Origin of the sequence: Kitasatospora aureofaciens (genome assembly GCF_019192735.1) — a bacterium.
Taxonomy (GTDB): Bacteria; Actinomycetota; Actinomycetes; order Streptomycetales; family Streptomycetaceae; genus Kitasatospora; species Kitasatospora aureofaciens_A.
Genome location: NZ_JAHTKP010000026.1, coordinates 34,566 through 58,056 on the forward strand (window position 1 = coordinate 34,566; position 23,491 = coordinate 58,056).

Consider the following 23,491-nt stretch of genomic DNA (forward strand, 5'->3'; position numbering starts at 1 on the left):
TCAGTCCTGGGCGTGGTCGGGGTCGTTCTGCAGGGCGGCCTGCACCAGGTCGTCCAGGTCCATCGCGTCGATGGCGTCGGCGGTGTCCGCGGTCGCTGCCCGCCCGTCCTCGGTGCCGTCGGCGAGCCGCAGGAGGGGCTCCAGCACCCCGATCCGCCGCAGCCGGTCGAGCGGGACGGACTCCAGGAGCGCCCGGAGGCGGGCCCGCTCGGGCTCCTCCCCCGCCCCTGCGGCCAGACCGTCGGACGGGAGGAGCAGGCCGAGGAGGTGCTCGGCTAGCTCGCGCGGGCTCGGGTGGTCGAAGACCAGGGTCGGGGACAGGTCGAGGCCGGTGGCGGCGCCGATCCGGTTGCGCAGCTCGACCGCGCCGAGCGAGTCGAACCCGAGGTCGCGGAAGGCCTTGTCCGGGCCCACCGATTCGATGCCGGGGTGCCCGAGCACCTCGGCCGCCCGGCTGCGGACGAGTCCGAGGACGGCTGCGGACCGGCGCGCCGGGGCGAGCCCGGCCAGTTCGGCGCGCAGCTCGCGGCCGTTGGCGCTGTCACCGCCGGGGCCCTGCGGGTCGGCGTAGCCGGGGAGTTCGGCGAGCAGCCGGCTGGGCCGGACGGCCGTGAAGGCGCGGACGAACCGCTCCGGTTCGACGTCGGCGACGAGGGTGGTCGGGGCGGTGTCCAGGACGGTCCGGCGCAGGGCCGCGACCGCGAGGGCCGGGTCCAGCGGCCGGATGCCGGTGCGCCGGGCGGCCTCGCCGGCCCGGGCGTCGGCGGCCATGCCCGCGCCGCCCCAGGCGCCCCAGGAGATCGAGGTCGCGGCGAGGCCGGCGGCGCGGCGGCGCTCGGCGAGGGCGTCCAGGACGGCGTTGGCCGCCGCGTAGTTGCCCTGGCCGGGGTTGCCGACGGCCGCCGAGGCGGACGAGAACAGGGCGAAGACGGCGAGGTTCTGGTCCCTGGTCAGTTCGTCGAGCAGCAGCGCCGAGGCGGCCTTGGCGCGGTACACCGCCTCGTAGCGCTCGGGGGCGAGGCCGTCGATGACGCCGTCGTCGAGCACGCCGGCCGCGTGGACGACGGCGGTGAGCGGCGCGTCGGCGGGCACGGCGGCCAGGACGGCGGCGAGGGTGTCGCGGTCGGCGGCGTCGCCGGCGGTGACGGTGACGGTCGTGCCGGTGCGGGCGAGCTCCTCGCGGAGTTCGGTCGCGCCGGGGGCGTCGGGGCCGCGGCGGCTGAGCAGGACGAGGTGCCGGGCTCCGGCGGCGGCGAGGCCTCGCGCGACCTCGGCGCCGAGTGCGCCGGTGCCGCCGGTGATCAGCACGGTGCCGGTCGGTTCCCAGCCGGCCGAGTCCCCGGAGGCCGCGTCGCCGCCCGAGGTGGCGGCCAGGCGGCGGCCGAGGACCCCGGTGGGCCGGACGGCGAGCTGGTCCTCCCCGTCCGGGTCGGCGAGGACGGCCGCCAGCAGGCTGCCGGTGCGGGCGTCGACGGTCCCGGGCAGGTCGATCAGGCCGCCCCAGCGCTGCGGGTGTTCGAGCGCGGCGACCCGGCCGAGGCCCCAGACGGCCGCCTGCGGCAGCCCGGTGACGCGGTCGCCGGGGGCGGCCGCGACGGCGTCGCGGGTCAGGCACCACAGGGGTGCGCCGATCCGGGCGTCGCCGAGGGCCTGCAGCAGGGTGGCGGTGCGGTGGAGTCCGGCGGGGGCGCTGCCGTCCGTCGTCTCGTCGAGGGCGAGGAGGGACACCACCCCGGTGATCTGCTCGGCGTCGCACGGGAGTCCGGACAGCTGCTTGGCGAGTCCGGCGCGGTCGGTGTCGGCGTCGAGCGTGAGCCGGACGGCGTCGGGGCCGAGCGGGGCGAGGACGGCCTCCGTCCAGTCCTGGTCGCCCTGGCCGGACGGCACGACGGCGAGCCAGGTGCCGGTCGGGGCGCCGGACCGCGCATGGTCGAGCGGCTTCCAGTCGAGCGGCTTCCAGACGATCCGCCGGCGGCGGCTGTCCACGGTCGCCTGCTCCTCGCGCCGGTCGTGCCAGTCGCGCAGCGCCGGGAGGACCTGGGCGAGGGCGTCGGTGTCGACGTCGAGGGTGCCGGCGAGCGCGTCGAACGACTCGGTGCGCAGCGCCGTCCAGAACTCGCCGTCCGCGGCCGGGGCCGGGGCGGCGGCCGACTGCTCCGGCCAGTAGCGCTGCCGCTGGAACGGGTAGGTGGGCAGGTCGACCCGGCGGGCGCCGGTGCCCTCGAACACGGCGGGCCAACGCGGGGCGAGCCCGTCGGTGTGCAGCCGGGCCAGGGCGGTCAGCAGGGCCGTCCGCTCGTCGCGGCCGTGGCGCAGCGCGGTGGCGGTGACCACCGGCCGGGCGGGGTCGGGCTGCTCGCCGAGGTTGTCCTGGACGAGTGCGGAGAGCACGCCGTCCGGCCCGAGTTCGAGGTGGCGGCGGACACCGCGGGCGGCGAGGGCGGCGAGGCCGTCGGCGAACCGGACGGTCCCGCGGACGTGCCGCACCCAGTACGTGGGAGTGCAGACCGACTCGGCGTCCGCCAGGTCGCCGGTCAGGTTGGAGACGAGCGGGATGCGCGGGGCGGTGTAGCCGATGCCCCGGGCGGTCCGCTCGAAGTCGTCGAGCATGGCGTCCATGTGCACGGAGTGAAACGCATGGCTCACCCGCAAACGCCTAGTCCTTCGTCCCTGGGCGGCGAAGCGGGCGGCGAGTTCGAGGACAGCGTCCGCGTCTCCGGAGAGCACGACGGCGCGCGGGCCGTTGACGGCGGCGATCGACACGCCGGACGTCAGCAGCGGCAGCACCTCGTCCTCGCCGGCCTGGACGGAGACCATCGCTCCCCCCGCCGGCAGCTCGGCCATCAGCCGGGCCCGCGCCGCGACCAGCGCGCAGGCGTCCTCCAACGAGAACACCCCGGCCACATGCGCGGCGGCGATCTCACCGATCGAATGCCCCACCACGTAGTCCGGCCGCAGACCCCACGACTCCACCAGCCGGAACAGCGCCACCTCCAACGCGAACAACGCCGGCTGCGCATACCCCGTGTCGTCCAGCAGACCGGCCTCCGCCGAACCCGCCTCCGCGAACAGCACGGGGCGCAGCGGGCCCACCAGCCGTCCCTCGAACCCGGCCAGGACGGCGTCGAGCGCGTCGGCGAACACCGGGTGGGCGGCGTACAGCTCCCGGCCCGCGCCGGGGCGCTGCGAGCCCTGGCCGGGGAACAGGAAGGCGGTCTTCCCGCCGCGGGCCGTCCCCTGGACGAGGTTGGGCGCGGCGTGCCCGTCGGCGAGGGCGCGCAGGCCCTGCACCAGCTCCGCGTGGTCGGCGGCGAGCACGGTGGCCCGGTGGTCGAGGACCGTGCGGGTGGTGGCCAGCGAGTGGCCGAGGTCGCGGACCGTCAGGCCGGGGTGCTCGGCGAGGTGGCCGAGCAGGCGGGCCGCCTGGTCGCGCAGGGCGTCCGGGGTGGCGGCGGAGACCGGGACGGGCAGCGGGCGGTCGTCCGGCCGCCCGTCGGCGGGGTCGGCCGCGGGCGACTGTTCGACGATCACGTGCGCGTTGGTGCCGCTGGCACCGAAGGCCGAGACTCCCGCCCGGCGGGGGCGGCCGGTCTGCGGCCAGCCGGTCTCCTCGGTGAGGAGTTCGACGGCGCCGGCGGTCCAGTCGACGTGCGTGGACGGCGTGTCGAGGTGGAGGGTGCGCGGCAGCAGGCCGTGGCGCAGGGCCAGGATCATCTTGATGACGCCGGCCACGCCGGAGGCGGCCTGGGTGTGGCCGAGGTTGGACTTGAGGGCGCCGAGCAGCAGCGGGCGTTCGCGGTCCTGGCCGTAGGTGGCGAGCAGGGCCTGGGCCTCGATCGGGTCGCCGAGCCGGGTGCCGGTGCCGTGCGCCTCGACGGCGTCGACCTCACCGGCCGTCAGGCCGGCGTTGGCCAGGGCGCGCCGGATGACGCGCTGCTGCGACGGGCCGTTGGGTGCGGTGATGCCGTTGGACGCGCCGTCCTGGTTGATCGCGGAGCCGCGCAGGACGGCGAGCACCGGGTGGCCGTGGCGCTCCGCGTCGGAGAGCCGTTCGACCACCAGGACACCGACGCCCTCGGACCAGGCGGTGCCGTCGGCGTCGTCGGAGAAGGTGCGGCAGCGGCCGTCCGGGGACAGCGCGCCCATCTCGCCGAACTCGACGAATCCGACCGGGCTGGACATCACGGTGACCCCGCCGGCCAGGGCGAGCGAGCACTCGCCGGCGCGCAGCGCCTGGGCGGCCAGGTGCAGGGCGACCAGCGAGGACGAGCACGCGGTGTCCACGCTGACGGAGGGGCCTTCCAGCCCGAGGGTGTAGGAGAGGCGGCCGGAGAGCAGGCTCGCGGACTGGGCGGTCTCCACGTGGCCGAGCTGGCCGATGGCGGGCCGGTAGTCGCCGCTGCCGCCGCCGACGAAGACACCGGTGTCGCCGCCGCGCAGGCCGGCCGGGTCGATCCCGGCGCGTTCCAGGGCCTCCCAGGCGGTCTCCAGCACGAGGCGCTGCTGCGGGTCGACGACCATCGCCTCGCGCGGGGAGACGCCGAAGAAGGCGGCGTCGAAGTCGGCGGCGTCGTACAGGAATCCGCCCTGCTGGGTGACGCTGCGGCCGCGGCCCTCGCGGTCGCCGCGGGCGAGCCGGTCGAGGTCCCAGCCGCGGTCGGTCGGGAACGCGCCGATCGCGTCGGTGCCGTCCCGCAGGAGCCGCCAGAGGTCCTCGGGCGAGCGGACGCCGCCGGGGTAGCGGCAGCCCATGCCGACGATCACGATCGGGTCGTCGGTGCCGGCGGCGGCCGCCGGGAGCGCGATCTCCCCCTGCTCGTCGAGGAGTTCGGCCCGCAGGTGGGCGGCGAGTGCCGCCGGGGTCGGGTAGTCGAAGACCAGCGTGGCGGGCAGGCGCAGGCCGGTGGCGGCGGCCAGCCGGTTGCGCAGGTCGACGGCGGTGAGCGAGTCGAGGCCGAGGTCCTTGAACGGGTGCCCGGACGGGACGTCGTCGGCGTCGGCGTGGCCGAGCACGGTCGCCGCCTCGGCCCGGACGATCGCCAGCAGGGCCTCGGTGCGCTCCGCCGCGGAGCGGGCGCGCAGGTCGGTGCGCAGTTCCTCGGCGCGGCCCGGGCGGCCCGGGGCTCCGGCCGGTGCGTCCGGGTCCGCGGCGGCGCGGGCCTCGGGCAGGTCGGCGAAGAGCCGGGTGGGCCGGGTCGCGGCGAAGGCGGGGGCGAAGCGCTCCCAGGCCACGTCGGCGACGGTGACGGCCGCCGGGCCGTCGGCGGCGGACCGCAGGGCGGCCAGGGCGCGGCCGGGGGCCGTCGGGGGCAGGCCGTTGGCACGCAGGTGGGCGGCCAGGGAGTCGGGCGTGGTGTCGGTCCAGGCGCCCCAGGAGACCGCGAGGGCGGTGCGGCCTGCGGCGCGGCGGCGTTGGGCGACGGCGTCGAGGTACGCGCTCGCCGCGGCCTCGGCGGCCCGGCCCTTGACGCCCCAGGTGCCGCTGATCGAGCCGAACAGCACGTAGGCGTCGAGCGGCCGGTCGCCGAGCGCGGTGTCGAGGGCGGCGAGGTCGGCGTACAGGCCGGCCAAGTGTTCCTCGGGGCCGCCGGGTTCCCCGGTGCGTCCGGTGTACAGGACGGCGGTGAGGTCGGGGTGCGCGACGGCGGCGGCCAGGGCGGCCGGGGTAGCGGCGACGACCGTGAACTCGGTTCCGTGTTCGGCGAGTTCGGCGCGCAGCCGGTCGGCGGTGGCGGGCTCCGGGTCGGTGGCGGTGAGCAGGACGAGGTGGTCGGCGCCTGCCCGCGCCAGCCAGCGGGCGGTCGGCCCGGCGTGGCCGGCCGGGTCGCCGACCAGCAGGACCGTGCCGCGCGGGGTCCAGCCCTGCGCCGGGTCCGCGGTGGCGCGGACGAGGCGGCGGACGAGGGCTCCGGTGGGCCGCAGGGCGATCTGGTCCTCGCCGTCGCGGCCCGTCAGCAGGGCACGCAGACGGGCCGCGGTGCGCTCGTCCGGGGTCTCGGGGAGGTCGATCAGGCCGCCCCAGCGGTCCGGGTGTTCCAGCGCGGCGACCCGGCCGATGCCCCAGACGGCCGCCTGCGCGGCGTCGAGCGGGGCCTCGGTGTCGCCGACGGCGACCGCGCCGCGGGTGAGGCACCACAGCGGCGCCTCGACCCCGGCCTCGGTGAGCGCAGCGATCAGGCAGTCCGGCCGGGCGAGCCCGGTCGGCAGCGTGTCCTCGCCCTCGGGGCCGGCCGCGAGCAGGGACAGCACGCCGGAGACCGTGCCGGCGAGCGGGGCGAGCCGCTCGACCAGCTCCGCGTGGCCGTCCCGGCCGGCCTCGACGCGGAGGGCGCCGATGCCGAGAGCGGCGAGCACGGCGGCCGTCCACGCGTCGCCCTCGCGGCCGGCCGGGACGACGGCCAGCCAGGTGCCCGGCAGGGCGTCCGGCCCGGCGGTGACGGGGTACGGCCTCCAGGCGGCCCGGTAGCGCAGCCGGTCGGCGTCGGTCCGCTCGGTCTGCCGGCGGCGCCAGGCGGACAGGGCCGGGAGCAGGGCGGACAGCGAGGTGTCGTCGTCCAGACCGAGCGCCGAGCCGAGCGCGGCGGTGTCGGCCCGCTCGACGGCGGACCAGAACGCGGCATCCGCCGGGTCGGTGGCGGCGGCCGGCTCGGGCGCGCGCTCGGGCCAGTAGAGCTCCCGCTGGAACGGGTAGGTCGGCAGGTCCACCCGGGTGGCGCCGGTGCCGTGGAACAGCGCCGTCCAGTCGACCGGCACGCCCGCGACGTGCAGCCGGGCCAGGGCGGTGACCAGGGTTTGCTCCTCCGGCCGGTCGCGGCGGCAGGCGGGCTCGCTCACGCAGTCCCGCTCGCCGGTGGACTGCTGGGCGAGCGCGGCGAGCACGCCGTCCGGGCCCAGTTCCAGGAAGGCGGTGGCGCCCGCGTCGGCCAGGGTGCGCACGCCGTCGGCGAAGCGGACGGTCTCGCGCACGTGCCGCACCCAGTAGTCGGGGGTGCCCAGCGCCTCGGCGTCCGCGAGGCCGCCGGTGAGGCCGCCGGTGAGATTGGAGACCAGGGGAATCGAAGGCGCCTGGAACGACAGGCCGTTGAGGACGGCCCGGAACTCCTCCAGCATCGGGTCCATCAGCGGCGAGTGGAAGGCGTGCGAGACGCGCAGCCGGGTCGTCCGCCGGTCCGCGAAGCGGGCCTCGATCGCCGCGATGGCCTCCCCGGTGCCTGAGACGACCACGGACGAGGGCCCGTTCACGGCCGCGATCGAGACGAACTCGCCCAGCAGCAGCCGGACTTCGTCCTCCGTCGCCTGCACGGCGAGCATCGCACCGCCCGCCGGGAGGGCCTGCATGAGCCGCCCGCGAGCCGCGACCAGCGTGCAGGCGTCCTCCAGCGAGAACACGCCCGCGACGTGCGCGGCGGCCACCTCACCTATCGAGTGCCCGGCCACGAACTCCGGCCGTACGCCCAGCGCTTCGACCAGGCGGAACAGCGCGACCTCGACGGCGAACAGGCCCGCCTGGGCGTACTCCGTCCGGTTCAGCGCCTCCTCGTCCTCACCCCAGACCACGGACTGCAGTGGCCGGTCCAGCAGCTGGTCCAGCCGGGCGCAGACGGCGTCGAAGGCCTCGGCGAACACCGGGAATCGGTCGTACAACTCCCGTCCCATGCCGAGCCGTTGCGAGCCCTGCCCGGAGAACAGGACGGCCGTGGAGCGCTCGGCGGCGACGCCCCGGGCGATCTCGGCGCCGGCCAGCAGCACCGCCCGGTGCGCGAGGCCGGCCCGCCCGGCGGCCAGCGAGTGGGCGACGTCGAGCGCGGGCAGCCCGTCGAGGGCGGCCAGGCGGGCGAGCGAGGCGTCCAGCGCGGCCCCGGACTTGGCGGAGACCACCCACGGGGTGGCACCGGCGGTCAGCTCGGGCCGGGCCGCCGGTTCGGGGGCCGGGGCCTGCTCCAGCAGGATGTGCGCGTTGGTGCCGCTGACGCCGAAGGCGGAGACGCCCGCCCGACGGGGGCGGCCGGTCGCGGGCCAGTCCCGAGCCTCGGTGAGCAGCTCGACGGCGCCGGCCGTCCAGTCGACGTGCCCGGAGGGCGCGTCCACGTGCAGGGTCCTGGGCAGGGTGCCGTGCCGCAGCGCCAGCACCGTCTTGATCACCCCGGCCGCGCCGGCGGCCGCCTGGGTGTGGCCGAGGTTGGACTTCACCGAGCCGAGCAGCAGTGGGAGTTCCCGGTCCTGCCCGTACGCGGCCATCAGGGCGTGCGCCTCGATCGGGTCGCCGAGCGCGGTACCGGTGCCGTGCGCCTCGACGGCGTCGACCTCACCTGCCGTCACGCCCGCGTCGGCGAGGGCGGCACGGATCACCCGCTGCTGGGCGCGCCCGTTTGGGGCGGTGAGCCCGTTGCTGGCGCCGTCCTGGTTGACGGCGCTGCCGCGCAGCACGGCCAGCACCGGGTGCCCGTGGCGGCGGGCGTCGGACAGGCGCTCCAGGACGAGGACCCCGGCGCCCTCGGACCAGGCGGTGCCGTCGGCGGCGTCGGCGAAGGCCTTGCACCGGCCGTCGGCGGCCAGCCCGCCCTGGGCGGTGAACTCGACGAAGGCGTCCGGGCTCGACATCACCGAGGCGCCGCCGGCCAGGGCCAGCGTGCACTCCCCGGCGCGCAGCGCACGGGCGGCCAGGTGGAGCGCCACCAGCGCGGAGGAGCAGGCGGTGTCGACGGTGACGGCGGGCCCCTCCAGCCCGAGGGTGTAGGAGAGGCGGCCGGACAGCACGCTCGCGGTGTTGCCGGTGGCGGCGTGGCCCCGCACGTCGGCGGTCCCGCGGCGCAGGACGGTCAGGTAGTCCTGGCCGTTGGTGCCGACGAAGACGCCGGTGTCGCTGCCGCGCAGCCGGTCGGGCGCGATGCCGGACCGCTCCAGGGCCTCCCAGGAGGTCTCCAGCAGCAGGCGCTGCTGCGGGTCCATGGCGAGGGCCTCGCGCGGCGAGATGCCGAAGAAGCGGGCATCGAAGCGGCCGACGTCGTCGAGGAAGCCGCCGTGCAGGGTGGCGGAGCCGCCCTGCCCGAGGGCGTCGAGGTCCCAGCCGCGGTCGGTGGGGAACGGGCGGACGGCGTCCTCGCCGTCGCTCAGCAGCCGCCACAGGTCCTCGGGGGTCTCGACGCCGCCCGGGAAGCGGCAGGCCATGCCGACGATCACGACCGGGTCGTCCCCGGTGTCCGAGGCGCGGCCGGCCGGGGCCGGCCGGCCGGGCTCGGGCAGGGTGCCGAGCAGTTCGGCGAGCAGGTGGCCGGCGAGGTCGGCGGGGGTCGGGTGGTCGTAGACCAGGGTGGCAGGCAGGGTGAGGCCGGTGGCGGCGGTGAGGGTGTTGCGCAGTTCGACGGTGGTGAGGGAGTCCAGGCCGAGGTCGGTGAAGGCCTGGTCGGCGCCGATGCCGTCGCTGCCGGCGTGGCCGAGGACGGCCGCGACGCGGGTGCGCACGAAGTCGAGCAGGAACCGTGCCCGGGCCTGCTCGGACAGTTCGGCGAGGCGCTGCCGCAGGCCGGATTCCGGGGCGGGGGCGGTGCGGCGGCCGGCCGGTCCGGCCAGACCCGCGATCAGCGGGGTCGGGCGCAGCGCGGTGAACACTGCGGCGAACCGTGCCCAGTCCACGTCCGCGACGGTGAGCGCGGTGTCGTCGTGGTCGAGGGCGTGCCCGAGGGCGGCCAGGGCGCGCTGCGGCGCCATCGGCGTGTAGCCGCCACGGCGGACCCGCTGTTCCACGCCCGTGCCGTCACCGGCCATGCCGCTGCCCGCCCAGGGGCCCCAGGCGATCGCGGTGGCCGGGCGGCCCTCGGTGCGCCGGTGCTCGGCGAGGGCGTCGAGGAAGGCGTTGGCGGCGGCGTAGTTGGCCTGTCCGGCGGCGCCGATGGTGCCGGCGGTGGAGGTGAAGAGGACGAAGGCGGCGAGGTCGGCGTCGCGGGTGAGCTCGTCGAGGTGGAGCGTGGCGTCGATCTTCGGGCGGATCACCTCGGTGAACCGGTCGGCGGTCAGGGTGTCGAGGGTGCCGTCGGCGACCACGCCGGCGGTGTGGAACACGGCGGTCAGCGGCCGGTCGGCCGGTATCGCGGCGAGGACGGCGGCGAGGGCGTCCCGGTCGGCGGCGTCGCAGGCGGCCAGCGTGACATCGGCCCCGAGGGCGGCGAGGTCCGCGCGCAGCTGCTCGGCGCCGGGAGCGTCGGCGCCGCGCCGGCTCAGCAGCAGCAGGTGGTCGGCGCCCTGTTCGGCGAGGCGGCGGGCGAGCTGACCGCCGAGGCCGCCGGTGCCGCCGGTGACCAGGACGGTGCCGGTGGGCGTGTACGGCCGCGCGGCCGGGCGGTCGCCGAGCGGATGGTGGACCAGGCGGCGGGCGAACGTGCCGGTGGCGCGGACGGCGAGCTGGTCCTCGCCGTCGGTGCGGGCGAGCGCGGCGGCCAGGCGGCGCAGCGTGGTGTCGTCCAGGCGCTCCGGGCCGGCCAGGTGCGCCGGGTCGTCCAGGTTCGCGGGCAGGTCGATCAACCCGCCCCAGCGGGTGGGCTGTTCGAGGGCGGCGGAGCGGCCGAGGCCCCAGACGGCGGCCTGCCACGGGTCGGCGAGCCGGTCCGAGCGGCCGGTGGAGACGGCGCCGCGGGTGAGGCACCACAGCGGTGCCGCGATGCCCGCGTCGCCGAGGGCCTGGACGGCGGCGGCGGTGGCCGCGAGCGGGTCCGGGCCGAGGGCGAGCAGGGACAGGACGCCGGTGAACTCCTTGCCCTCCGTCGCGAGTTCACGCAGCGTTGCGGCGAGTGCGGCCCGCTCGGCGCCGTCGGGCGCGATCCGGACGGTCTCGCCGTCGACGAGTCCGTCGACCAGCCCGTCGACCAGCCCGTCGGCCCACGCCGTGCCGTCCGGCGCGAGCAGCAGCCAGGTACCGGACGGCCGGGCGGCGGCGGTCCCGTCGAGCGGGGTCCAGGCGGCCCGGTAGCGCCAGGCGTCGACGGTGGAGCGCTCGCGACGGCCGCGGCGCCAGGTGGACAGCGCGGCCACGGTGTCCCGGTCGAGATCCAGGCCGGTGCCGAGCGCGGTGAGGTCACCGCGGTCGACGGCCGCCCAGAACTCGGCGTCCACCGGGTCGGTGCCGGACAGCGCGGCGGGCCCGGCCTGCGGCCAGTAGCGCTGCCGTTGGAACGGGTAGGTGGGCAGGTCGGTGCGGCGGGCGCCGGTGCCGGCGAACACCGCCGCCCAGTCCGGGCGCGCGCCGTGGACGAACAGCCCGGCGAGCGCAGCGGTGAGCGCCGGGACGTCCGCCCGGCCGCGGCGCAGCGCGGGGACGCCGGTGAGGCCGGTGTCGTCCCCGAGGGTCTCGCGGGCGGCGGCGGTCAGGACGCCGTCCGGTCCGAGTTCGAGGAAGGCGGCGGCGCCGTGGCCGGCGAGGGCGCGGACGGCGTCGGCGAACCGGACGGTGCCGCGCACCTGCCGGACCCAGTACTCGGGCGTGCCGAGTTCCTCGGCGCCGGCGGACTCGCCGGTCACGGTCGAGATCAGCGGAACCTGCGGGGCGTCGTAGGTGAGCGTGGCCGCGACCCGGGCATAGGCGTCGAGCATCGGCTCCATGAGCGGCGAGTGGAAGGCGTGCGAGACGCGCAGCAGCTTGGCTCGCCGCCCCTCGGCCTCGAAGCGGGCGGCGAGTTCGAGGACGGCGTCCTCGTCGCCCGCGAGGACCAGCGCGGCGGGCCCGTTGACGGCGGCGATCGACACGCCGGACGTCAGCAGCGGCAGCACCTCGTCCTCGGCGGCCTGGACGGAGATCATCGCTCCCCCGCCCGGCAGCTCGGCCATCAGCCGGGCCCGCGCCGCCACCAGCGTGCAGGCGTCCTCCAGTGAGAACACCCCGGCCACGTGCGCGGCGGCGATCTCCCCGATCGAATGCCCCACCACGTAGTCCGGCCGCAGACCCCACGACTCCACCAGCCGGAACAGCGCCACCTCCAACGCGAACAACGCCGGCTGCGCGTACCCCGTGTCGTCCAGCAGCTCGGCCTCCGCCGAACCCGCCTCCGCGAACAGCACGTCCCGGACGGGGCGTTCGTAGCCGAGGTCGAAGCGGGCGAGCACCGCGTCCAGCGCCTCGGCGTAGACCGGGTACCGGTCGTACAGCTCGCGGCCCATCGCCGGATGCTGGCTGCCCTGGCCGGTGAACAGGAAGGCCAGGCCGCCGCGGGCGGGGCGGCCGGTGACCAGGGCGGCGTCGGGCAGCCCATCGCGCAGGGCGGTGAGGGCGCGGCGCAGCCCGTCGCGGTCGCCGGTGGTCACGGCGGCGCGACGGTCGAGCGCGGCGCGGGTGGTGGCGAGGGAGAACGCCAGGTCGGTGAGCGGCAGTTCGGGGTGCTCGTCGAGGGCGGTGAGCAGCCGGCCGGCCTGGGCGCGCAGCGCGTCCTCGGTCCGGGCCGACAGGACGACGGGCACGACGGGCACGACGGGCACGACCGACGGCTCGTCCTGCGGCACGGGGGCCGCCACCACGTCCGGGGCCTGTTCGAGGATCACGTGGGCATTGGTGCCGCTGAGCCCGAACGAGGACACGCCGGCCCGGCGGGGCCGTCCGGTCGCGGGCCAGTCGCGGGCCTCGGTGAGCAGCTCGATGGCGCCCTCGGTCCAGTCGACGTGGCTGGACGGCCGGTCGATGTGCAGGCTGGCCGGCAGCACGCCGTGCCGCAGCGCGAGCACCGTCTTGATCACCCCGGCGACGCCGGAGGCCATCTGGGTGTGGCCGAGGTTGGACTTCACCGAGCCGAGCAGCAGCGGGAGTTCGCGCTCCTGCCCGTAGGTGGCGAGCAGGGCCTGGGCCTCGATCGGGTCGCCGAGGGCGGTGCCGGTGCCGTGGCCCTCCACGGCGTCGACCTCGGCCGGGGTCAGCCGCGCGGTGGCGAGCGCGGCGCGGATGACGCGCTGCTGGGCGGGTCCGTTGGGGGCGGTCAGGCCGTTGGAGGCGCCGTCCTGGTTGACGGCGGAGCCGCGCAGCACGGCGAGCACCGGGTGGCCGAGGCGCTCGGCGTCGGAGAGCCGCTCGACCAGGACGAGGCCGACGCCCTCGGCGAGGCTCATGCCGTCGGCGGCCTCGGCGTAGGCCTTGCAGCGGCCGTCGGCGGCCATGGCGCGCTGGCGGCTGAAGCCGACGAAGGCGTTGGGGGTGGCCATCACGCTGACGCCGCCGGCCAGGGCGAGGGTGCTCTCCCCGTTGCGCAGCGACTGGCAGGCCAGGTGCAGGGCGACCAGCGAGGAGGAGCAGGCGGTGTCCAGGGTGACGGCCGGGCCCTCGAAGCCGAAGGTGTAGGAGAGGCGTCCGGACAGCACGCTGGGGATGGTGCCGGTGACCAGGTGCCCCTCGGCACCGTCCTGGGCGGACGAGCCGGGGGTGTAGTCCTGGTAGCTGGCGCCGATGAAGGTGCCGGTCCGGCTGCCCCGCAGCACGGCCGGGTCGAGGCCGGCCCGCTCCATGGCCTCCCAGGCGGTCTCCAGCAGCAAGCGCTGCTGCGGGTCCATCGCGAGGGCCTCACGCGGGGAGATGCCGAAGAAGGCCGCGTCGAAGTCGGCGACGTCCCGCAGGAATCCGCCGCGCACCGAGTAGGTGCGGCCGGGCGCGTCCGGGTCCGGGTCGTACAGGCCCTCGGTGTCCCAGCCGCGGTCCGGCGGGAACTCGGTGATGGCGTCGCCGCCGCCGGTGACCAGCCGCCACAGGTCCTCGGGCGAGGCGATCCCGCCGGGGTAGCGGCAGCTCATGGCGATGATCGCGATCGGCTCGTCGAGCGCCACGGGCGCGGCCTCGGCCACGGACGCGTCGGCGCCCGCGCCGGCGATCCGCTCGCGCAGGAAGCGGACCAGGGCCCGCGGGTTGGGGTGGTCGAAGACGAGGGTGCTGGGCAGGGTCAGCCCGGTGGCGGCGGCCAGCCGGTTGCGCAGGTCGACGGCGGTCAGCGAGTCGAAGCCGACGTCGCGGAACGCCCGCTGCTCGGACAGCACCTCGGGCGAGGCGTGGCCGAGCGTGGTGGCCGCCTCGCCGCGGACCAGGTCCAGCAGCCGGCGCTCCTGCTCGGCGGCCGGCAGGGCGCGCAGCCGGGCGGCGAACTCGCCGTCGCCCGAGGGGCGTTCGGCAGCCTCGGCGAGCCGTCGCACCTCCGGGACGTCCTCGAACAGCGCGGTGGGGCGGCCGGAGGTGAAGACCGGGTGGTAGCGCTCCCAGTCGACGTCGGCGATCGAGAGCACCTGCTCGTCGGCGTCGAGGGCCTGGCGCAGCCCGTCCAGGGCGAGCGCCGGGTCCATGAACACCAGGCCGCTGCGGCGGATCTGGCCGGGGTCGACCCGGCCGAGCTTCAGGTCGTCGGCCCAGATGCCCCAGGAGATCGCGGTCGCCCGGCCGCCGCGGGCGCGGCGGTGCTCGGCGAGCGCGTTGAGGTAGGCGTTGGCGGCGACGTACGCGGCGTGGCGGCCGCTGCCCCACATACCGGCCGTGGAGGAGTAGAGCACGAAGGCGTCGAGCTGGTCGTCGGGGAGGAGTTCGTCGAGGTGCCGGGCGCCGGCGGCCTTGGCGTGCACGACCTTGGCGAAGGCCTCGGGGGTGGTCTCCTCGATGGACAGCAGCTCGATGACGGCGGCGGTGTGCACCACGGTGCGCACGGTGTGGCCGTCGGCGGCCAGCCCGTCGAGCATCCGGGCGACGGCTTCCCGGTCGGTGAGGTCGCAGGCCACCATGGCGGCCTCGCAGCCGAGTCCGGCGAGCTCGGCGAGCAGCCCGTCGGCGCCCGGGGCGACCGGGCCGCGGCGGCTGGTGAGCACGATCCGCTCGGCGCCCTCGGCGGCGAGCCGGCGGGCCAGGTGCGGGGCCAGGGTGCCGGTGCCGCCGGTGATCAGGACGGTGCCGCGCAGAGGCCGGCGGCCGCCGGAGCGGGCGGTGGCGGCCTCGGCGCGGACGATGCGCCGGGCGTACCCGCCGGAGGGGCGGATCGCCACCTGGTCCTCGCCGCAGCCGGCCAGGACGGCGGCCAGCCGCTCGCCGCCGCGCCGGTCGAGCCGTTCGGGCAGGTCGACCACACCGCCCCAGCGCTGCGGGTGCTCCAGGGCGGCGGTCCAGCCGAGGCCGTGGACCTGCGCCTGCACCGGGTTGGCCAGGCGGTCGCTGCGCCCGGCGGCCACCGCGCCGCGGGTGAGGCACCACAGCGGGGCGTCGGTCCCGGTGTCGCCGAGGGCCTGGATCAGCGCGAGAGTGAGGGCGAGGCCCACGGGCAGCGCCGGGTGGCGCTCGCCGGGCTGCTCGGCGGTGGCCAGCAGGGAGACGATCCCGGCGAGCTCGACACCGTCGAGAGCGGTGAGCCGGTCGGCGAGCCGCTGCCGGTCGGCGCAGGTGTCGTCCAGGACGAGGCGCTCGACCCGGGCACCGTGGGCGGCCAGCGCCTCGGCGACGTCCTCGCCCTCAGCCGCTTCGGCGGTGACGAGCAGCCAGGTGCCGTCCAGCCGGGCGGCGGCCAGGGCGCCGAGCGGCTTCCAGGTCGCCCGGTAGCGCCAGGAGTCGACGGTGGAGCGGTCCCGGCGGCGGCGGTGCCAGTCGGACAGGGCGGGCAGCACCGGGGCGAGCGTGCCGCTGTCGATGCGCAGCCGGGCGGCCAGCGCGTCGACGTCGGCCTCCTCGACGGCGCTCCAGAACTCGCCGTCCTCCGGCTCTCCGCCGGGGCGCGGCGCGACGGCCCACAGGTGTTCGTGCTGGAAGGCGTAGGTGGGCAGCGGGACCCGGCGGGCGCCGGCCACCAGGGCGGACCAGTCGGCCTGCCCGCCCCGGACGAAGGCCTCGGCGAGCGACGTGAGGAAGCGGTCGGTGCCGCCCTTGTCGCGGCGCAGCGTGCCGACGGCACCGGCCGGGCCGCCGCAGTCCTCGGCGGTGGCCTCGATCGCCATGGTCAGCACGGTGTGCGGGCTGACCTCGACGAACAGGCCGTGGCCCTGGGCGATCAGCTCCCGGACCGCCGGGTCGAAGCGCACCGGCTGCCGCAGGTTGCGGTACCAGTAGCCGGCGTCCATGGCGGTGGTGTCCAGCCAGTCGCCGGTGACGGTGGAGAAGAACGGCACGTCGGCGGCGCGCGGGCGGATGGGGGCGAGGGCCGTCAGCAGGTCGTCCTTCAGCAGCTCGACCTGGGCCGAGTGCGAGGCGTAGTCGACGCTGATCCGCCGGGCGCGCAGGTCATCGGCCTCGAACTCGGCCATCAGGGAGTCGAGTTGCGAGGCCGGTCCGGCGACCACGACGGTCCGCGGCCCGTTCACGGCGGCGATGCCCAGGTCCCCGCCGCGCGCCCGCAGCCGTTCCTCGGCCTCGGCGGCCGGCAGCGGCACGGAGAGCATCCCGCCGGAGCCGGCCAGGACCCGGCCGATCAGCCGGCTGCGCAGCGCGACCACGCGGGCGCCGTCCTCCAGGGAGAGCGCGCCGGCGACCACGGCCGCGGCGATCTCGCCCTGGGAGTGGCCCACCACGGCGTCCGGACGGACCCCGTGGGCGCGCCACAGCTCGGCCAGGGCCACCATCACGGCGAAGGTGGCGGGCTGTACGACGTCGACGCGTTCCAGCGGGGGCGCGCCGTCGGCCTGCCGCAGCACGTCGAGCAGCGACCAGTCGACGTGCGCCGACAGCGCGGCCGCGCACTCGGCCAGCCGCTCGGCGAACACCGGTGACTCGTCGAGCAGGCGGGCGCCCATGCCGGCCCACTGCGAGCCCTGGCCGGGGAACACGAAGACCGTCCGGCCGCCGCTCTCGGCGAGGCCGTGCACGGCGTTCGGCGCGGAGGTGCCGACCGCGAGCGCCGCCAGCCCCTCGCGCAGTTCGGCGGGGTCGGCGCCGAGTACGACGGCGCGGTGCTCGAACAGGGTGCGGCTGGTCACGAGCGCGTGCCCGACGTCGCGCGGGCGCAGGTCCGGGTCGGCGTCCAGATGGTCGGCGAGTCGGGCGGCCTGGGCCTGCAGGGCCGCGGGGGTGCGGGCGGACAGCACCCAGGGGACGGCGCCGTCCGGCTCGTCCGCGGCCGGGGTGCTCGCCAAAGCGGGCGCCTCCTCCAGGACGACGTGGGCGTTGGTGCCGCTGATGCCGAACGAGGACACCGCGCAGCGGCGGGTCCGCTCGCCGGCCGGCCACGGGACGGGTTCCTGGAGCAGCGTGACGGTGCCCGGGGTCCAGTCGATGTGCGAGGACGGCAGGTCGGCGTACAGGGTGCGCGGCAGCATGCCGTGGCGCAGCGCCTGGACCATCTTGATCACCCCGGCGACGCCGGCCGCCGACTGGGTGTGGCCGATGTTGGACTTGACCGAGCCGAGCAGCAGCGGGCGCTGCGGGTCGCGGCCGCGGCCGTAGGCGGCCTGGAGGGCCTGGGCCTCGATCGGGTCGCCGAGGGCGGTGCCGGTGCCGTGGGCCTCGACCGCGTCGACGTCGTCGGCGGCGAGGCCGGCGTTGCCGAGGGCCTGGCGGATGACCCGCTGCTGGGAGGGGCCGTTGGGCGCGGTGAGGCCGTTGGAGGCGCCGTCCTGGTTGATCGCGGAGCCGCGGATCACGGCGAGCACCGGGTGGCCGTGGCGCTCGGCGTCGGAGAGCCGCTCCAGCACCAGGACGCCGACGCCCTCGGCGAGGGTCATGCCGTCGGCGGCCTCGGAGAAGGCCTTGCAGCGGCCGTCGGCGGCCAGGGCGCGCTGGCGGCTGAAGGCGATGAAGGCGTTCGGGTTGGTCATCACGGTGGCGCCGCCGGCCAGCGCGAGGGTGCTCTCGCCGCCGCGCAGCGACTGGCAGGCCAGGTGCAGGGCGACCAGCGAGGAGGAGCAGGCGGTGTCGACGGTGACGGCCGGGCCCTCCAGGCCGAGTAGGTAGGCGAGGCGACCGGAGAGCACGCTCGGGCTGGTGCCGGTGACGGCGTGTCCGGCCGAGCCGTCGTCCATGCCGAGCCCGTACTCCTGGTAGGTGGACCCGATGAAGGTGCCGGTGGCGCTGCCGTGCACGGAGGCCGGGTCGATGCCCGCGTTCTCGAAGGCCTCCCAGGTGGTCTCCAGCAGCAGCCGCTGCTGCGGGTCCATGGCCAGGGCCTCGCGCGGGGAGATGCCGAAGAACGCGGCGTCGAACTCGCCGGCCTCGTGCAGGAAGCCGCCCTGGGTGGAGTAGGTGCGGCCGGGCGTGTCGGGGTCCGGGTCGTAGAGGCCGGTGTCCCAGCCGCGGTTGTCCGGGAAGTCGGAGACGGCGTCGGCGCCCTGCGCGACCAGCTGCCAGAGCTGCTCGGGCGTGGCCGCGCCGCCGGGGAAGCGGCAGCCCATGCCGACGATCGCGATCGGCTCGTCCTGGTCGACCGCTACATGCTGGATCGTCACTTCGTCAGCGCCACCAAGGAGTTCACCACGCAGGAAGGCGGCCAGGGCCAGCGGCGTCGGGTAGTCGAAGGCCATGGTGCTGGGCAGCGGCAGGCCGGTCAGGGCGGCCAGCCGCTTTCGCAGTTCGACGGCGGTGAGCGAGTCGAAGCCGGCGTCGCGGAAGGCGCGCTTCTCGGGCACGCCGTCGGCGGAGCCGTGGCCGAGGACGACGGCGGCCTCGCGGCGCACCAGGTCGACCAGCAGCCGGTCCTGCTCGGCCTCGGCGAGTCCGCGCAGCCGGCGGACGAGGCCGGAGGCGGCGCCGGCGTCGGCCGCGGCGGTCCGGGCGAGGGCGCGGACCTCGGGCAGCTCGTCGAAGAGCACGCTGGGCCGGGCGGCGGTGAAGACGGGGGCGTACTGCGCCCAGTCGACGTCCGCGACGGTAACGGTGACGTCCTCGTGGACGATCGCGCGGCGCAGTTCGGTGAGCGCGGTCTCCGGGGCGAGGAAGCGCAGGCCCTGGCGGCGCAGGCCGTCGGCGACGGCCTCGTGGGCGGCCATCCCGGCGCCGGCCCATGGGCCCCAGGCGATCGAGGTGGCGGTCAGGCCGCGGGCGCGGCGGTTCTCGGCGAGGGCGTCCAGGTAGGCGTTGGCGGCGCCGTAGGCGCTCTGGCCCGCGCTGCCCCAGACCCCGGCGACCGAGGAGAACAGGACGAAGAAGTCCAGGTCGCGGTCGGCGAGCAGGGCGTCCAGGTGGGCGGCCCCGTGCAGCTTGGCGGCGGCCAGGGCGGCCACCTCGTCCACCGAGGTCCCGGCCAGCGGGGCGGCCTGGCCGACCCCGGCGGCGTGCACCACACCGGTCAGCGGGTGCTCGGCCGGGACGGCGGCGAGCACCGCGGCGAGCGCGTCGCGGTCGGCGACGTCGCAGGCGACGACGGTGGCGGTGGCGCCGGACTCGGCCAGCTCGGCGACGAGTTCGGCGGCGCCGGGCGCGTCCGGGCCGCGCCGGCCGGTGAGCACCAGGTGCCGAGCGCCGCTGCGGGCCAGCCAGCGGGCCACCTCGGCGCCGAGCGCGCCGGTGCCGCCGGTGACCAGCACGGTGCCGGCGGGGGTGAACTCCTCGGCCCCGGGCAGCTCGTCGACGGCGTACCGGACCAGGCGGCGGCCGAGGGCGGTGGTGCCGCGCAGCGCGATCTGGTCCTCGCTGCCCCGGCCGCCGCCCGCGAGGGCGCCGACCAGGCCCTGCACGGTCGGCGCGTCCAGCACCGACGGCAGGTCGACCAGCCCGCCCCGGGCCTGCGGGCGTTCCAGTGCGGCCACCCGGCCGAGGCCCCAGGCGGCGGCCTGGACGGGGTTGGTGAGCGGGTCGGCAGGACCGGTGGAGACCGCGCCCCGGGTCACCGTCCAGAGCGGGACGGGCAGTTCGAGATCGGTCAGGGCCTGGGCGAGCGCGACGCCCAGCGCGAGCCCGGCCGGCAGCCCGGGCCCGGGGGTGGGCCGGTCGCCCAGCGGGAGCAGCGACAGAATGCCGGCCGGTTCGCCGGACTCGGTGATCCTGCGGGCGAGTTCGGCGCGGTCCCGGCAGGCCTCGTCGAGCACCAGCCGTTCGAAGCGGGCGCCGTGGCCGCGCAGGGCGGCGAGGAGGTCGGCGTCGTCGACGCCTTCCGTGGTGGCGACCAGCCAGGTGCCGTCGAGCACGGGTGCGGCGCCGGGACGGACGGGCCGCCACTGGACGCGGTAGCGGGCCGCGTCCAGGAGGGCCTTCTCGTGCCGGGTGCGGCGCCAGTCGGCGAGGGCGGGCAGCAGGGCGTAGAGGCCGGCGTGCTGTTCGTCGCGCAGGCCGAGCAGCCCGGCGAGTTCGGCCGCGTTGCCGCGCTCGACGGCGCCCCACAGGGCGGCGTCGGCCGGGTCGGCGGCGGGGGCGGCGGCGGTCTCGGCCACGGGCCAGTACCGCTCGTGCTGGAAGGCGTAGGTGGGCAGGTCGGTGCGGCGGGCGCCGGTGCCGGCGTGGAGCGCGGCCCAGTCCAGGGCGAAGCCGCGCACGTGCAGCGCGGCGAGCGCCGCGGCGGCGGCCTGCTCCTCCGGCCGTCCGGCGCGCAGCAGCGGGACGACCTGCACGGCGGTGTCGTCGGCGAGGACGTCCTCGGTGAGCGCGGACAGCACGCCGTCGGGGCCGAGTTCGAGGAAGGTGGCGGCGCCCGCGGCGCGGGCTGCGCGGACGCCGTCGGCGAAGCGGACGGCGCGGCGGACGTGCTCGACCCAGTACTCCGGGGAGCACAGCTCGGCCTCGGTGGCGAGCTCACCGGTGGTGTCGGAGACGAGCGGGACGGCCGGGGCCCGGAACTCCAGGCCGGCGACGGTCCGCCGGAACTCGTCCAGCATCGGGTCCATCAGCGGCGAGTGGAAGGCATGGCTCACCCGCAGCCGCCGGGTCTTGCGCCCCTCGGCCGCGAACTCCCCGGCGATCCGCAGGACTTCGTCCTCCAGGCCGGAGATCACCACGGCCCGGGGGCCGTTGACGGCCGCGACGGAGACGCCGGGCACCAGGCGGGGCAGCACCTCCTCCTCGGCGGCCTGGACGGACACCATGGCGCCGCCGGCCGGCAGGGCCTCCATCAGCCGGGCCCTCGCGGCGACCAGCGTGCACGCGTCCGCGAGCGAGAGCACCCCGGCGCAGTGCGCGGCGGCGATCTCGCCGACCGAGTGGCCGAGCAGCAGCTCGGCGCGCACCCCGAGCGAGGTGACCAGCCGGAACAGCGCGACCTCGACCGCGAAGATCGCGGGCTGGGCCCAGCCGGTCCGGTTCAGCAGCTCCTCGTCGTCGCCGTGCAGCACCTCGCGCAGCGGACGGTCGAGCCGGGGGCCGAACTCCCGCAGCACCTCGTCCAGGGCCTCGGCGAACACCGGGAAGCGGTCGGCGAGTTCACGGCCCATGCCGAGGCGCTGGGCACCCTGCCCGGCGAACAGCACGGCCAGCTTCCCGGCGCCGCCGGTCTCGCCCTCGGCCAGCCCGGCGGCCGGCTCGCCCGCGGCCAGCGCCGTCAGGGCGGCCAGCAGGGCCGTGCGGTCGCCGCCGACGGCCACCGCGCGGTGGTCGAAGCCGGAGCGGGTGGTGGCGAGCGAGAGGCCGACGTCGGCCGGGTCCAGCTCCGGGCGGGCCGCCACGAAGGCGCCCAGCCGGGCGGCCTGGTCGCGCAGTGCCGCCGGGCTGCGGCCGGACAGCGGCCAGAGCAGGACGGGCGCCGGGACGGTCGGGGCGGGCGCCTCGGCCGCGGTCCCGGGGGCCTGTTCGAGGATGACGTGGGCGTTGGTGCCGCTGAAGCCGAACGAGGACACACCGGCCCGGCGCGGCCGGCCGGTCCGCGGCCAGGCCGTCTCCTCGGTGAGCAGCTCCACCGCGCCCTCCTCCCAGTCGACGTGGGAGGACGGCTCGGCGGCGTGCAGGGTGCGGGGCACGATGCCGTGCCGCATGGCGAGCACCGCCTTGATCACACCGGCCACGCCGGCGGCGGCCTGAGTGTGGCCGATGTTCGACTTCACCGAGCCGAGCAGCAGCGGGAGTTCGCGCTCCTGCCCGTACGTGGCGAGGAGCGCCTGGGCCTCGATCGGGTCGCCGAGGGCGGTGCCGGTGCCGTGCGCCTCGACCACGTCGACATCGGTGGTCGAGAGCCCGGCACTCGCCAGCGCCTGGCGGATCACCCGCTGCTGGGACGGGCCGTTGGGCGCCGTCAGTCCGTTGGAGGCGCCGTCCTGGTTGACGGCGGAACCGCGCACGACGGCCAGCACCTGGTGCCCGTGGCGCCGCGCGTCGGAGAGCCGCTCCAGCACGAGCACGCCGACGCCCTCGGACCAGCCGACACCGTCGGCCCGGTCGGAGAACGCCTTGCAGCGCCCGTCCGGGGCGAGGCCGCGCTGCCGGGCGAACTCGATCAGCGAGGTCGGGGTGGACATCACCGTGACACCGCCGGCCAGCGCCAGCGTGCACTCGCCCGCCCGCAGGGCCTGCATCGCCCAGTGCATGGCCACCAGCGAGGAGGAGCAGGCGGTGTCGACGGTGACCGCGGGGCCCTCCAGTCCCAGGGTGTAGGAGACCCGGCCGGAGGCGATGCTCGGCGAGGTGCCGCTGCCCTGGTGGCCCTCGAAGCGGCCGCCCGCGAGCAGCGCGGAGTAGTCGTTGTACATCACGCCGGCGAACACACCAGTCCGGCTGCCGCGCAGCGACACCGGGTCGATCCCGGCCCGCTCGACCGCCTCCCAGCACGCCTCCAGGAGCAGGCGCTGCTGGGCGTCGGTGGCCAGCGCCTCGCGCGGGCTCATGCCGAAGAACGCCGGGTCGAACGCGGCGGCCTCGTGCAGGAAGCCGCCGAAGCGGGTGTAGCTGGTGCCGAGGTGGTCCGGGTCCGGGTGGTAGAGCGCGTCGACGTCCCAGCCGCGGTCGGTGGGCAGGCCGGAGATGGCGTCGGTGCCCTCGCGCAGCAGCTGCCACAGGTCCTCGGGCGAGGCGACCCCACCGGGGTAGCGGCAGCTCATGCCGACAATGACGATCGGGTCGTCGCCGCTCGCGGCACGCGCGGGGGCCGCGGCGGCGGGCGCCTGGGCACCCGTCAGGCCGTCCAGGACGTGCCCGGCCAGGGCCGTCACGGTCGGGTAGTCGAAGACGACGGTGGCCGAGGTGCGCAGGCCGGTGGCGGCGCTCAGCCGGTTGCGCAGCTCGACCGCGGTGAGCGAGTCGAAGCCGAGGTCCTGGAACGGGCGGTACGGGTCGACCTCGGCCGGGTCGGTGTGCCGGAGCACGGCGGCGACCTGGGCGCGGACCAGCTCGACCACGGCCTCGGTACGGCCCCGGTCGTCCAGCCGGGCGAGCCGCTGGGCGAGTTCGCCGGCCGCCTCGGAGGCGGCCACGGCGGCGCGCCGGGCGGAGGTGCGGATCAGGCCGCGCAGCAGCGGCGGCACCTCGCCCCGGGCGCGCAGGGCCGGGAGGTCCAGCCGGACCGGGAGCAGGACGGCCTCGGGCCGGGCGAGGGCGGCGTCGAACAGCGCGGTGCCGTCGGCGGCGGAGAGCGCCGGGGTGCCGAGCCGGGCCAGCCGGTCGAGATCGTCCTCGGTGAGCCCGCCGGTCATGCCGCCGGTCATGCCGTCGGCCGCCGCC

1 protein-coding gene (running past one end of the window) is annotated in these 23,491 nt (G+C 77.1%); it reads right to left on the reverse strand.

What is annotated here, in order from left to right:
- On the reverse strand, positions 1–23,491 hold the 3' portion of the coding sequence (locus KV557_RS23785) for a type I polyketide synthase (RefSeq protein WP_218203521.1). The gene runs 4,634 nt beyond the window's last position; only the last 23,491 of its 28,125 coding nucleotides appear in the window; the start codon falls outside the window, past its right edge — the gene reads right to left on this strand; the stop codon is at positions 1–3.